7 protein-coding genes and 2 pseudogenes are annotated in these 15,593 nt (G+C 37.7%); 5 read left to right on the top strand and 4 right to left on the bottom strand.

The window, feature by feature from the left end; translation table 11 throughout:
* Nucleotides 1-299 precede the first annotated feature (299 nt).
* Complete coding sequence (locus G3O09_RS05455) at nucleotides 300-2,267, top strand: LysM peptidoglycan-binding domain-containing protein (RefSeq protein WP_163100472.1); 1,968 nt, start codon at nucleotides 300-302, stop codon at nucleotides 2,265-2,267.
* Between the two features lie 293 nt (nucleotides 2,268-2,560).
* Entirely contained in the window at nucleotides 2,561-2,896 is a 336-nt protein-coding gene (locus tag G3O09_RS05460; RefSeq protein ID WP_163100473.1) for a YrdB family protein, read from the top strand.
* Nucleotides 2,897-2,983: 87 nt separating this feature from the next.
* Here the strand turns inward: G3O09_RS05460 and G3O09_RS05465 are convergent, their stop codons facing one another.
* On the bottom strand, nucleotides 2,984-3,616 hold the full coding sequence (locus G3O09_RS05465; RefSeq protein ID WP_163100474.1) for a YczE/YyaS/YitT family protein: 633 nt from the start codon (nucleotides 3,614-3,616) through the stop codon (nucleotides 2,984-2,986).
* 219 nt (nucleotides 3,617-3,835) lie between these two features.
* Between G3O09_RS05465 and G3O09_RS05470 the strand changes: the two genes are divergently transcribed.
* Together G3O09_RS05470 and G3O09_RS22125 are read left to right on the top strand one after the other, a co-directional pair.
* Nucleotides 3,836-6,874: an efflux RND transporter permease subunit gene (locus G3O09_RS05470; protein ID WP_163100475.1), complete on the top strand. Its 3,039-nt coding sequence runs from the start codon at nucleotides 3,836-3,838 to the stop codon at nucleotides 6,872-6,874.
* A 423-nt stretch (nucleotides 6,875-7,297) separates the two neighbouring features.
* The gene (locus tag G3O09_RS22125; protein WP_205439610.1) at nucleotides 7,298-7,465 is read left to right on the top strand and encodes a hypothetical protein; all 168 of its coding nucleotides are present in this window, start codon (nucleotides 7,298-7,300) and stop codon (nucleotides 7,463-7,465) included.
* Nucleotides 7,466-7,806: 341 nt separating this feature from the next.
* Here the strand turns inward: G3O09_RS22125 and G3O09_RS05475 are convergent, their stop codons facing one another.
* The 3 genes and pseudogenes from G3O09_RS05475 to G3O09_RS05480 form a co-directional block, all read right to left on the bottom strand.
* Nucleotides 7,807-11,922: a S8 family serine peptidase gene (locus G3O09_RS05475; RefSeq protein ID WP_163100476.1), complete on the bottom strand. Its 4,116-nt coding sequence runs from the start codon at nucleotides 11,920-11,922 to the stop codon at nucleotides 7,807-7,809.
* A 240-nt stretch (nucleotides 11,923-12,162) separates the two neighbouring features.
* Nucleotides 12,163-12,263, bottom strand: a pseudogene (locus G3O09_RS22875) (DNA-binding response regulator); the annotation flags it as partial.
* A gap of 549 nt (nucleotides 12,264-12,812) precedes the next feature.
* A pseudogene (locus tag G3O09_RS05480) lies at nucleotides 12,813-13,424 on the bottom strand (transposase); the annotation flags it as partial.
* Between the two features lie 558 nt (nucleotides 13,425-13,982).
* Between G3O09_RS05480 and G3O09_RS05485 the strand changes: the two are divergent.
* Nucleotides 13,983-15,449, top strand: coding sequence for an alanine/glycine:cation symporter family protein (locus G3O09_RS05485; RefSeq protein ID WP_163100477.1), 1,467 nt, complete (start codon nucleotides 13,983-13,985; stop codon nucleotides 15,447-15,449).
* Nucleotides 15,450-15,593: the final 144 nt, after the last annotated feature.

A 15,593-nucleotide genomic window follows, 5' to 3' on the forward strand; every position in this document is an offset into this window, starting at 1 on the left:
GAAGGATAAAGGTGTCGAAAGTGCTGGATATCCAAGGGTGAGTGAAGGATATTTGGATAATAGTGCACGATAAAATGGAGCTCAGTTACATTTTGCTTTAAATGCCATCAAGTGGAACCAAACTTATATTATTCTCCCTACTCCCCCTATAAAAATATCCAGTCTATAACCACACATAATCCCTACTAATTCTCTCTGAATCTAAATAATCACTTCTTGGTAATATTTATACAATAGTCAAACCCCTGAAATGAGATTAATATATTTTTGTAATATAACTTCAAAAAGGAGCATCCAAAGTGACGAAATCTATTTTTAGAATTTTCTCCATATTAATCTTGATTGCTGCTTTTGCAATCCCATCACTTGCTTCTGCTCAAGCAGATGTTGTTTCTTTTAATCTTTCATCTAATACAGTTGCCTATCAGGGTAATACTGTACCAGGATTTGTAACGATAGATTTGAAAACAAGCGTACCTACACGAGGTCATTTGATGGCAATCGGAAATGGTCGTCAAGGAAAAATCATTCTTTCTAGTACGGATTTCAAAACTGATCACAAGGTTGATTGGGTTCCTTGGGATGAAGTAAAGAAAGAAGCACTTCCTCCTGGTGAATACCAAATAAAAGCGTATTTACAGGACAAGAGTTTAGACCAAATGGTTGGCTATCCATTAGGAAAATTGACGGTAGTATCCGAGTCAAATCCTAAAGCTGTCATTGATGGAGTAACTGTAACTCCAGATATTTTTTCACCAAAATACGGTACAACAAATAATGCACAAATAAAATTCAATTTGAACCGTCCTGCCGAAGTACAGCTAAGCATTCAAAAGAACGGTGACGAAATTTTTGCCGGACAAAAAATGAAGCTTGCTGCCGGTAGCCAGATTATAAACTGGAATGGAACAGATAAATCTGGAAGAATTGTAGCTGATGGAACGTATGACGTTGTCTTCAAGTATATTGAAACAGCATACAGTTACCCTTCTACAACACAATCTTGGATTAAGCCGGGTACCATTACTGTAAAAGATGGTGACTATTACATTCCTGTTTCCCGACTTAAAGAAATCGTAACAAGCGCTTCCTATAAGTCATCCTCTATCACTCCTAACGAGAGGGTGACGGGTGAATTCACTCTTGCTAAAGCAGCTAAAGTAACAGTATATATTACGAATGCTGCAGGTGCTCATGTGAAAAATGTCATACCGGAACAAACAATCCAACCTGGCGTTCATACATTCCAATGGGATGGCACTGACATGATGGGTGGCAAAGTACCTAATGGAAGCTATTCCATAAAATTGGGTATCATTGAAGGTGGAAACTTCGGATATATTACATTCCCTGATGCAAGTGTCCGAGTTGAAGGTAGCACGAAGATTGAACCAATGCAGCCAGTAAAAAATGTACGTGTAATTAGCGAAAAAGCAACAATGTCAATTGAGCCTATGGGTCAAGGATATACAGCGATAAAAGGAGATATTTTCCCTCTTCTATCTGAAACAGTTGAAAACGGAAAGTATCAAGTGCTTGTAAAAGAAGGAGTAGCTGGAACTATTAATGTAAGTGATGTTGAACCTGTTACCGTAATTCCTACAACACCAGACACAACTGAATATACTGTAGTATCCGGTGACACATTATGGAAAATAGCTACTAAGTTCAATACTACAGTTTCAGAAATCGTTACTCTAAATCAATTGGATCCAAATAAGCCCCTATTAGTTGGGCAAAAATTAAAGGTTCCAACAGTAAAACCTACAGAACCAACACCTCCAACTGGACAAACAATTCATGTCGTTCAAGCAGGAGACGTTTTGTGGAAAATAGCTCAGAAATACAATGTTACCACTCAAGCTATCATTGATGCTAACAAGATTGATCCAAGTAATCTTCAAGTTGGCCAAAAATTAGTGATTCCAACAGCTACACCAACACCTCAGCCAACACAACCAATGACTTACACAGTTGTTTCTGGGGATACCCTTTGGAAGATTGCTCAAAAATTTGGTACAACAATCGATGCGATTGCGACGTTAAATCAACTAGACTCGGCTAAGCCATTACTAGTTGGGCAAACAATCAAAATTCCAGAAAAGGTTCAAGTTGAACAACCTGTGATTCACACAGTTCAAAGTGGAGACACTCTTTGGAAGATCGCTCAAAAATACGGTACATCTGTAGATGCGATTGTAAAAGCGAACAATCTAGATCCAGCTAAATATCTTGAAGTTGGTCAAAAGCTGACAATCGTAAAATGAAAATAACCTCGTAGGGCAACTGCTCTACGAGGTTTTGTATTTGGAGTTTTTTTGGCATTTCGATATTATCTTACACACCAAGTCACGGTTTAATCCAATTCAACTTCGGAAATCCCACTTTCGATTGTATTTTTGGATAATCGATTATATTTTCAGTATTATCGATTGTATTTTTTAAAAATCGAAAGTATTTTCCACCATTCCTCTAGCACGGTATATGCATCTCTTCCCCTGTCATATAATAAGGATACAGATAATAATAATTTAACTAAAAACATGAAAGGGGATGAAATATGCCTTTATTAAAGAACCTGAACTTACTAGTTCGTTTTCTCCTTGAATTATCTGTATTAGCATCCATCGGATATTGGGGATTTCAATTTAAAAGTTGGATCCAAAAGCTTGGAGCGGGAATAGGTCTTCCTATTTTAGTGGCAGTTATCTGGGGAATTTTTGTTGCACCTAAATCGTCTCATCAACTGCCTCTCCCTTATCGACTAATTGTGGAATTTCTCGTTTTCGGGTTAGGAGCTTTCGTATTATATGCATCCGGCCAAACTCTATTAAGTAAAATATTTATTGGTATAGTCATCGTCAATATCACCTTATTACTAGTTTGGAAGCAGTAGAGAAAGATATTTCTGGGTCCTCATAATATAGTAAACTGAATTTTAACAATAAAGGGCGACCCATTAACACTTGGGTCGCCCTCTTCATTAAGAAGAAATACTATTTGGTACATGTTTCTCCTCGATGGTTGTCAATATCCCTTTAAAAAACGTCATTGACCAACCAAATACGGGACTTAATAGGAAGGTATAGATGAAACTCATCACAAATACTGGTCCACCAAGGAAGTAACCTAATATGAGTATCAAACTTTCCACCAGAATCCGGGCATGGCTTACGGATAATTTGGTTTTGTCAGATATGTATAACATGAATCCATCACGCGGACCTGCCCCTAGTCCTGCTGCAACATACATCCCACCTCCAGTTCCTGCAATAACAATTCCCAAAAGTAAAATAAGATAGTCTACCCACGAATGTGTGGCCTCAGGTAGAAGGTCTGTCCACAGGAAAAAGTCGGTAAACGGTCCAATCAGCAATGCATTTAAGAACGTTCCAATAAAAATATATTTCCGATTCACTATTAGAGAAAAAATCAATAGGATGAGCCCACTTATAATTCCCCATGTCCCTATTGAAAGCCCAAACCGTTCAAACAACGCGACATTTAACACATCCCAAGGATGCAAACCAAGATGTTTTACTTTTATGGCAATTGCTACCCCTAATCCAAACAGTAGCAATCCCGTAATCAGTAAAAAGTAACGAAGCACTTTCAATTAAATTCCCCCCTTCCCCCTCAAACAATTATTATGACGGAGGTCACAATCTCTAAATGTTTATTAGCTTATTATTCATCATATTGAAAACATCGTAAGTACTCAACACTTTGTAAAAATTTTATGTTTTTTCGATAAATTCTATATCCCACCTCCATTTATTGTGTTAAGATTCATTTCGGAATAAAGGTTAATTTTACCAATAAAGGAGAGATTTTCATGTCTTTGTTTACAAAGTGGTCCTTTAAAAACAAGGCCGCTGTAACTTTAATGACCATATTAGTCTTAACCGTTGGGATTGTCAGTTACTTTAGACTTCCAATGGAGTTCTTGCCCACTGCTGATAACCCACAGGTTACCATCGTGTCGTTAGGTCAAGGAACTGATTCAAAAACAATGGAAAGCGCCGTGACAACCCCAATTGAAAGGGCAGTTACAGGCGTAAAAGGAAAAAGGTATGTAAACTCTACAACTGGAGATGGATTTTCTAAGGTAGACCTGTACTTTGAATCAGGATCTAACATGAAAGAAGCAAAGCAGGAAGTCCAAGAGGCACTTAGTAATTTGCAACTGCCTCCAAATATTTCGAAGCCTTCTGTTACTCAGTTGAACACGTCCATGATTCCAATTTCCTTTGTTTCCATAACGTTCGATGATGGAATGACACAAGAAAACATGGACTTTGTAAAAGAAGAAATAGAGCCAATGTTCAAAGATCTAAAAGGCGTTTCTAGTGTACAGATATTAGGAATCTCTAATTCTGTCATTTCTGTGAAAGTGGACCAAGATAAATTAGCCCAAAATCAAGTTCCACTACAAGCCGTAATGGGTGTTCTCCAAGGTCAAAACAGTGCTGTGGCTGTAGGGGAGAAAGTCATTGATGGGAAAACGAGCAACATTAAGGTTGTAGGCGATTTGAAAAGCTTGGAAAAGCTTAAGGGCATAAATATCGTTCCTAATGTAACGCTTGGCGATGTTGCTACAATTAAAGAAACAAAGAACGAAAATATGATCAGCCGTTTTAACGGAAAAGATAGCATCGACATCAGTGTAACGAAGGACAGCCAATCGAATGCTGTATCATTAAACAAAGATGTTGAAAAATTAGTTAAAGAGATTAATAAGAAATACAAAAACCAAGAATCTACTTTATACCTATCCTCTGCCCAAATGGTTGAGACTTCTGTGCATACGATGGTAAAAGAAGTGCTTCTTGGTGCTTTGTTTGCAACGATTGTGATTATGGTCTTCCTACGAAACATCCGATCCACTTTCATAACAATCGTATCGATTCCATTATCACTTTGTTTTACACTATTCCTGTTATCATGGTCAGGAGTAACATTGAACATTCTGACTCTAGGTGGAGTGGCTGTAGCGGTTGGCCGACTAGTGGATGATAGTATCGTAGTCATTGAAAATATCTTCCGTAAGATGCAAACAGAAAAGTTTTCTGTACAGATGGTCATTGATGCTACAAAAGAAGTAGGAGTGGCGATTACAGCTTCCACATTGACAACAGTAGCTGTTTTCTTGCCAATGAGCTTGTTAAACGGCGGATTACAGGAATTCCTACTTCCATTCGCCTTAACGGTTACCTACTCATTACTGGCATCCTTGATTGTGGCGTTAACGGTCGTTCCGTTAATGAGCGCTGGTTTATTAAAGAAAACAAAGCTTGCAGAGCACAAACCTTCTCTTCGCTTCGTCAAATTTGTGACTTGGTCATTGAATCATAAATGGGTCATCCTTGTCGTTTCGTTCCTGTTATTTGTCGGTTCCATAGGCACATACTTTGCGATACCAAAGGGTGCGGTGGACAATTCATCTGCTGATTATGTGGCAGCCACTTTAAGCTACCCGAATGATACGCCGATTGAAGACGTAAAGGAAAAAGCAATCGAATTAGAAAAAACGATCCGTGAAATCGATGAAGTAAAATATGTATTCCTAACATTAGGGTCTTCTGAAGAAGCAGCACAAAGTGGCTGGGTCACTTCACCGACGCAGGCTAGCATAAGCATTTTATTGGAAGATACGAAAAATACAGATCAAGTGTTAAAGCAAATAGAAAAACAAAAGGATCAATATCCTGGTGCTGAATTAGAAGCTTCCGCTGCATCCTTCATGATGGGTGGAGCAAAAACAAACATTACAATCGATGTCATCGGTGATGATGTTAATGATTTAGAAACAACTGCCAATGACATCAAAGAGAAAGTTCAAAAGATCGATGGTGTGGAAGAAGTTACAACTAATCAAGAAGAAAAGAAAATGGTGTATTCTTTAACGGTCGATCCTACTAAAGGGAATACAGAGCAAATTGCCGGGCAATTAGGTGTCATGCTAAACCGAACTCCAATCGGTTCCATCACTTTGAATGATAAACAAACGCCTGTAATCCTAGAGCCTGTCCTGGATACAAAGACGCCTGAAGACTTGAAAAACATCCCGATCATGGCTGGAACCACCATGGTACCAGTATCCGAAGTCGCTACTTTACAAAGTGAAGAAAGCTCAACGAACCGTTTCCATAAAGATGGAGATACGTATTTGCAAGTTACGGCATCAGTCGATCCTGCAAAGCTGTCTGAAATCTCAGCTAAAGTGAACATTGAACTATTCGGAGATAAAAAAGACAAAAAAGCCATGGAACTTCCTGACGGTGTGGAAGTGCTAGTAGGTGGAGCAAGTGCACAACAAGCGGATGATTTCACCGATTTATTCTTAATCATGCTTGTGTCCATCGGAATCGTATTCCTGATTATGGTTATCACATTTAAATCATTCAAAGCGCCAATCGCAATTCTATTCTCGCTACCACTTGCGGCAATTGGTGCTATATTAGGAATTCTTATTAGTAGAATAACTGTTGATATTACTGCACTACTAGGAGCATTAATGCTAATTGGTATCGTCGTGACAAATGCGATTGTTTTACTAGATCGAGTAAAACAAAACGAACAAAAAATGATCATCCGTGAAGCGATTATTGAAGCTGCTGCGACAAGAATGCGTCCAATCATTATGACAGCGGTAGCTACCATCTGTGCCATGCTTCCACTTCTTTTCAAAAAAGCGGAAACAGGCAGCTTAGTTTCACAAAGCTTGGCTATCGTCGTAATTGGCGGTTTAGCCGTCGCCACATTATTGACATTGATTGTCATCCCATGTATCTATGAATTACTGTATTTTAGAAAATCAAAGAAACAACGTGCTAAACATGCCATGACGGTACAAAATGAACTTGCCGGATAAAATAATAAACCACCTTCTGAAATCTTTTATTAAAAGTCTAGGAAATATCTAAATTAGCTTTAAATTATATAACTGTAAATATTGTCACACATCTTATACTAAAAAAAGAGGATAGATGAACAGGACTAAAATCCCTGTGTTCATCTATCCTTTTTTGTACAACAAATGACCTCATTTACCACAACGACATTATTTCTTGTTGTTGAACTAAAGCCCCATTAATTGAACAAGAAGTACATAATATCCTCTTATTACAACATTGTTGTTCTTTATCTTACAGGTTCAATATTTCGTACTCCCATTCTCATTGCATAATTTTCTCTGTGTGTTTAACATCTTTATGTCACTTTTTGTGGCAAAATATACTTTGTAATTTTCAACCAGAGCTATATAATTAAGGAATTAAACGAGAGGAGAATATAAATGAAACAAGTTGCTCTCCATCAATGGCATAAAGAACATAATAAACGAATAGCAGAATTTCATAAGAACCACGAACTGAAAATACAACGTGGTGAAAATGGAAACGGTTTGTTGGCTAACTGGGAAAGATTTTTTTATAACAATGTCATTTCCCCTCTTAAAAAATAAAATACCTATTAATTGAACTGTCTTTATAGTACAGTTCATTTTTTTCGCAATTTGAGTCAAAAATACGCATTAAACGTTTTTTCTTCTTCAACTCTCCTGCCCCGTTAGCTAAAAATGAAAAGCTGCCAAAAATGACAGCTCCGTTCTCAGCTCTTGCCCCCGGTAGTTAAAGAAGTTGCACATATGAAAAAGACTAATAAAAATTTACTTTTTATTTTTCTCCTTAACATCAAAGGCAACTTTTGCAACCTTCTGTTTTCATACTTTCTTCAAGCTTTCACGACCTATCTTTAGTCATAAAATGCCGGCAGCTCGTAATAATCGCCGCCGGCACATGGTTCTTACAGGCCTAATTCTTTCTTAATATCTGCAAGCGCTTTTCCTTTCACTTGGTTCACAGGCTTTGGTGCGTTATCAACGGTCGGGTTCTGCATGCCGAAGTTCTTTTCAACAAATGCAAAGTCTTTCGCATCGACAATACCATCAAAGTTGATATCAGAACTGCGTTCATTCGTTCCCCAATATTTTTGGATCGCTAATGCATCCATCAGATCGATCACATTGTCTTTGTTTACGTCGCCTCCAAGTGCTTTTCCTATTTCATCTGGATAACTTAATCGCTTATTGTATCCGTAATCCACACCATCCATTGTTTTGTAAGCATTGGTGAATTGACCATATGTTGTGAAGTGGCCAGGAATATCTTGAATAACCGTAAAATAATCCCTTGTAACCGGTAATCCAGTGATATAAAATTGTCCAACTTTATCCATTGTCCCTGAGTATGTTTTTCCTTGACTATCTTTAATCGTTACGTTAGCTCCAACTTTTGTATAGTCTTGAGGTCTAAGGAGTCCATTTTCATTGTGGAAACCTTCTGGATGAATATAACTAATAGCAGTAGAGAAATTAGGCTGAATCGTAATAGGCGCGATCGCAGTAAATGGCCTTGTTACAGTACCATCAACACTTGTAAAAGTTGAAGATACAGAACTAAAGCTAGATGCAGTATATCCATCTTTCATATCTGATATTTTAATAGTCACATCCACCATTGGAATATCACCCGTTACCTCTGATGTGCCATCAAATGTTACATTGACATTTGATGTAACGCTTGTACTACCTGGTGTTGATGTCACATTCAACGTTCCACCAAGTTTTTGTGCTGCCGGATTTAATACAATATTCTCAACTGTTGTGTCGGCATATTTTGTTGTAAAGCGGTATGAAGCTTGTTTTATTTTGTTCACATTATTAGCCGTTAGCGTAATCGTGATCGTATCTCCAATATGAGCATTAACTTTATTTAATCTTGTAGGTGTATTTGGCTGACCGTAAACATACTGGTAATTGTCAGGTACAACATAGTATACTTTGCGACCGTAAGAGTTGGTTGCTTGGTCAATACCTTCAAACTCTAGATCGATTAAATTTCCTTTTGGATCAGTTGCAACCTCGTCTTTAACATTACCATTTTCGTCCACTGTTAGCTGACCATTTGGAAAGTGACTATTATAAAAATAATAGATTTGATTAATTGATTGATTGACATTCATACCAGCTGCTTTCATCTCATCGACCATTTTGTCATTAATCGTAGCAGTTAACGGAACGGTTTTTTGACCTTGCTTGTACTCTACAAATGGATTTCCTTCTTTTTCTCCATCTAGATGCACATCATATTTACTTGGCATTGTATTATCAACAAACAAATCTTGTGAAGTAGTAAATGATTTCCCAGAGTCATTATATCCAATGAACTTTAGTTTGTAATGGCCTTCTGGTGCTAAGACAGTTTTCGAACTGATTGGATTATTCTTATCATTCGTAAATGGATAATAATATCCCATAAATAAAGAACCGCCGTATTGTACACCTTCATCACGCGATATTCCATCTATTGTACCTATAATGCCCACATCTTTTCCTGTAGCTGTATCTTCAAGCACAACATCAATGTATCTCATGTGGGAATTTAATGTAAAACTTCCAAATAAAACAGGATTATAAAACATGTTCGACAAATTCGTACGATTAGAAGATATTGTTTGACGTTCAAGACTTAAGTCTTGGAATCCTTCTTCTACAAAGTGCGCACCAAATGGAACTTGATACGTTTCAGATGGATCATCATGATTCGTATACACAATATATCCTTCATAAATTCCTTTTTCCGCTGTTGTTGGTATCGAAAGAGTTACATTACTAGCTACATTACTATTTCCTGGTACTTTAATCGACTTATCAGTAGATACTTCTACACCATTCTTCACTGCATCCTTCGATCCTCTTACATCTGTTTGGTATGTTACGCTAACATCAAATGTTTTGTCTTTTGATCCATTGTTTTCAATCGTCACTGAACGTGAATCCTTTATATTTTTACCATTGAAAACTTCATTACCAAAGCTTAGGGCACCTGTATCTTCTTTTATTTGTTTTTCTTTCCCATTAATAATCGTTGGTGTTTTATCTTTTACCTTGATTTCAATCGTGGAGTGGATCGCTTCAAATGGATCGACACGCCCTGCGCCTTGTTCAAATACACTGTATGGCTTGCTTAACGGATCAGCTGTATTCATTAAGATTGCTTTTACCTCTTCTGGCTCGAGTTCAGGCTTAGCTTGTAATAATAATGCAGCCACACCCGATGTAAATGGAGTTGCCATGGATGTTCCAGACATACGTTTATAAGCAATCGAATAATTGGTCGGATCATTTGGACTGTTTATATAGCTTGGAACAGTCGATAATACACTCACACCAGGTGCCGTGATTTCCGGTTTAATATCATACGTCACTCGGGATGGCCCGCGAGAACTGAAGTCTGCTAGGGTATCTCCAACTGTTTTCATTTCACTCATTTCATTGAAAGTGAAGGAAGCGGAGCCAGCTTGTAATTTTTGTTTCAACGCCAGACCGTCTGCATTTGATAAGGAGAATGTTGGGATGAAATTGACTCCCTCTCCTAAGTGAGATGGAATGTGCCCCTCTGCTGCATTGTCATTAAACATAAGAACAGCTGCTGCACCTTGCGCCTTGGCAAAGGCAATCTTAGAGTCCAATGTATATACTCCCCTGCTCATGAGGACGATTTTCCCTTTAACATCTTTACCTGTATAGTTATCACCGAGCCCTACATCGACAATTGTATTCGTTTGCCCTTTTAACTTTGTGATGTCATCTGTGTATCCCCTTGCCATGAAGCGTAGGTCTGCAGATACATTGTCAATGGCTCCTTTAGCTGCCAAGGTTGAAATCGGAACATTGCTTGCCCCTACTGTAAGTGCCAAAGCTGCAGTACCAGGAGAACCAAGTGTATACATCTTGTTACCTGCGTTTCCAGCTGCTACAACTGCAGTTACCCCGCTCAGCACGGCATTATTAATGGCAATACTTGTCGGATACATTGGATTATTGTAATTGGCACCTAATGATAAATTCATCACGTCCATGCCTTCAGATACTGCATGATCAATGGCTGCAATGATACCCTCTGCCGTTCCGCTGCCACCTGGACCAAGGACACGATACGCATAAACTTGCGCATCAGGTGCAATTCCCTTAGTAGCGTATTCACTTTCATTTTTTCCTTGACCCGCAATCGTACCCGCAACGTGGGTTCCATGTTCAGTCACATAAGCAGCTGCATTTCCACCAGGCTTTCCAGCCTTTATCCAGTCTTCGTATGTAGTTTCCATTGGATCACTGTCATTGTTTACAAAATCGTAGCCGCCTTTATAGGCATCCTTCAAATCCGGGTGGTTGTAATCAATTCCTGTATCTAGTACAGCAACCTTTACACCTTTACCTGTGTAACCTTCTTGATGTAATTGATCTACCTTAAGGAAGGATCGCTCGTCTGCCATTCCTTGACCCTTACTATCAGAGGAAGGCTCAATTGAAGGTTCTGCTTGTACGATTACATCACTGTAAATAGCTAAAACTGCGTCTGACTTCATTAATTCATTTAACTTATTTGCAGGAACTTCCAACGCGACTCCGTTGAATGCATGCTTATATTCCCTTTTCACTTTGTACAATCCATCTGTCTTATCTTTAAAAAGAGAATCTAAGTCTTTTTTAAACGTCACATGGTCTGCTTCCGCATTGTTTTTTGCTTGATCATTGGATAAGCTTTTTCCGTTTACAGCTGATTCTAAAATGGCAATTTTTTGTGGCTTATTTTTAAATGAAACAATGACGGATACTTGGTTATCGCTATCTACATTTACATTTGAATCTAGAAATAACCCAGTTTGATCATTTGTGGAAAGTTGTGTTAAGGCCTGTCTTTGTTCTGGAGTCAAATTTGCAAGAATAGACTCTGAGCTCGAAGTTGTGACAGCATGGACTCTAGATGGTGAATTAAGATACGGTGCTGCTAGACTGCTTGAAACCAAACCTACGCCTAACGCAAGCGCGGTAGCTTTTTTCATAAACTCTTTTTTCATTTTCTGTACTTCCTCTCATCTATTAAATTTTTTGGGTTAGATCATATTACCTCCTATTATTTCATGTTTTTAATTTTCTGAAAATTCATCATAAGTTATAACTTTTTTAACTTTTGTACTACTTCAAAATAGAACAAAAAAACTACCCAGTGCCTTTTTATTCTGAATGAAATTATCAGGCACTGGATAGCTCTATTAACTTTTTAAATACCAACAATAAAGATTTACATATCCTTAATTTTAAGAGAACGGAACAAGTTTATTTCGGCCGCATGAATAACTGCTTGTGAACGGCTCTTTACATATAGCTTTTTGAAAATTTTATTGATGTGAATTTTGATTTATCAACTTTTTTGGCTTCTGAAAAAGCTTGGCAGCTTCATAAAAAACTAGAGTTTTATGCAACCTCTTATTCCACATAATGGCCCGATTATTGAAAAGAGCTAGTGACGAAAGTTCAACTAAACTCCCTCAATAAAGAAAGCGAAATCGCCCGTTTTCTCTGGTTTTCTCAGTATTTCACAATTAGATAATTTGGTGTTATATGTCATTAATGTGGTTGGATTTATCTTGAAAGGATAAATTTGGACCTTTGAAGAAAAATGATTCATAGCTCAACAGCCACACACTTGCAAAAAATGGTGGGTGAGTAAAATTATGATCGCACTGGTGGATGTCCACATATCTCATGGAGGTCAACCCTCCCATGTCTCACAGAGTCTTCGCTCTCAAATTCCTTCGTCCAACCTTTCCATGAGGTGGATGTCAGTCATGCTGCCCCACAGGGTCTTTGCCCGAAGTTTAGTTGCTTTGCTGACTAATCCGTGATTCAAATGTACGTAACGTATAACTCCAAAAATCTACTCGCTATAAAACTGATCTTTACTAGATTACGCTGCTATTTCTACTTCTCTTTCACTCATATGAGGGATATCCTTTAACATTCTCTTTTCACTAAACTCAAATGGTTTCTTCCCAATGGCAAAGAAAATCCGAATTAACTTATTGCACAATGCAATCAGAGACTGCATTTTCTTTAGTGGATTATCTGGACGTTGCGTATAGTAGGCGTGCAAAGCCTTGAAAGCAGAGTTCTTTACGACCATAATCATACAAACCCTGAAGAGAAGAGCCCTCAGCTTCTTCCTTCCTCTTTTAGTGATCCTGGTTTGTCCCTTATGCTTACCTGAAGTGTTCTCCTTTAAGCTCAATCCAGCCAACTTTATGATTTGTCTAGGATGGAAGTAGTCTTGAAGATTTCCTACTTCCGCGAAAAATCCGGCAACGGTGTCCCTTCCTACACCCTTGATGGCCAACATTTGCTGGACACCTGGGATTTGTTCTATCAGTTTATCTATTTGTGTATCTAATTCTTCGAATTTCATTTGGATTAGATCATACTTATCAAGTAAGGTTGTCAGTTCTAGCTTGGCCATTGAAGTTCCTTGTCGAAGTCCAATGGACTCATTGGCTACTCGCTTCAACTCATTTATTTTGTTCAGTTAATCCTTTTTCTGGTTGTTGCGCCAGCTTCATCTTATTTCATTTTTAGTAAAAGGGATTCACAATTCTATTTACCAGCCAAGCTTATATATGATCATTCAAAAGGCTCAGCCTTTTTTAAAAACTGGTTTTTCTGGGTCTATTTTTTCATGCCCTTTTACAGTTTTTATTTTCATGGGAATTTAAGTGAAAATATTCACAATCTTATATACCTTAACAAAATCTAATCCTAAAGAAAAGCGCCCTTTAACGGCATAACACCTGAGCTTCTATTAGCTAGTTTAGTGAAAAATTACAAATTAAACATAGTTGCGATTACGATAACAGCAATAATGTTTAATACTCCCAATAACGGCAATAAAACTTAAAATTTTCCCGAGAAAGTAGTGTGTTTTTTTATAGAAATAATTGAGTAAATGTAATAGCTAATCCATTACTAAAATTAGCTTTAAGAAAGTAACAACTTAATTTAATATTTTAAAAATAAAAAAAATTCTTTTTTTTAGTTAATATACTGTTATATACTAAAAAACATTAAAGTACATAGGAGGAATAACATGGAACAAATTGTGAACTGGCTTAATGGTATAATTTGGAGCCAAGCACTTATTTATTTATGTTTAGGTGTAGGTTTGTTTTATACTATAGCAACTAGATTTCTGCAAGTAAGGCATATGAAAGACATTTTTAAGCTAATGTTCAAAGGTGGAAAATCAGAATCAGGTATTTCATCTTTTCAAGCGTTGAGTCTTTCATTATCCGGAAGAGTAGGAACTGGAAACATTGCCGGTGTTGCAACGGCGATTGCCTTTGGTGGACCAGGAGCAGTTTTCTGGATGTGGATGATGGCTTTCTTAGGAGCTGGTTCTGCATTTATAGAATCAACTTTAGGACAAGTGTATAAGACAAAACAGGACGGTCAATTCCGTGGCGGCCCTGCATTTTACATAGAAAAAGGGTTAAAAATAAAATGGTATGCGATATTGTTTGCGGTTGTGACAATTATTGCGACAGGAATACTTTTGCCAGGAGTACAAGCAAATAGTATCGCCTTAAGTATTGAAAACGCTTTCGGAATTAGACCTGCGATAACTGGTATTGTTTTAGTTGCTTTACTCGCTTTCATCATCTTTGGAGGAGTAAAACGCATAGCTCGTGTGGCTGAATTTGTGGTTCCATTTATGGCGCTTTCTTATATCTTAGTAGCTATAATTATTACAGTAATGAATATTTCGGAACTACCAGGCGTTATAAAGCTGATATTTTCAAGTGCTTTTGGTGCCGATGCTGCCTTTGGAGGGATCCTAGGAGCCGCTATTTCTTGGGGGGTTAAACGTGGAATATATTCTAATGAAGCCGGTCAAGGTACTGGTCCTCACGCCGCTGCTGCAGCAGAAGTATCTCATCCTGCGAAACAAGGTATTGTTCAAGCATTTTCAGTTTATGTGGATACTTTATTAGTTTGCTCTGCAACAGCATTCATGATTTTGATTACGGGAATGTACAATGTTGCTCCTGATGGTAAACCAGAAATAGTCAACAATCTTGGTGATATAGAACCAGGTCCAGGCTATACTCAAGCTGCTGTTGAATCTATATTTCCAGGCTTTGGAGCTCCTTTTGTTGCGATTTCGCTATTATTCTTTGCATTTACGACGATCATGGCATATTATTACATGGCAGAAACGAACCTTGCCTTTATTAATCGTAAAACAAAACGTGTGTGGACCGTATATGTTTTAAAAGTTGTAATTTGTGTGATGACATTCTATGGAAGTGTGAAAACAGCAAGCCTAGCCTGGGGATTAGGTGACGTTGGCGTAGGAAGTATGGCGTGGTTGAATATCATTGCAATCTTACTTTTAACAAAACCAACTTTAATAGTCCTCAAAGATTACGAAGAACAGCTAAAAGCTGGAAAAGATCCAGTTTTCGATCCTGTGAAGCTTGGCATCCAAGATGCTGAGTTCTGGGAGAAAGAATATAACTATCAAGATCCTAATCGAGTCGAAAAGACTGGGTGATATATGTGAAAAGGGGGCTGACTTAATTAAGAGTCAGTCCTTTTTTTCAAAAGTAGGCTAATTTAAAAAGTTCAATAAAATATATAATAATTTTTAATTTGAAGTGACAATATACCTTAGAGGGCTGGGTATAGTATATGTTGT

This window comes from Peribacillus alkalitolerans, assembly GCF_010882125.1.
In the GTDB taxonomy this organism is placed as follows: Bacteria; Bacillota; Bacilli; order Bacillales; family DSM-1321; genus Bacillus_BN; species Bacillus_BN alkalitolerans.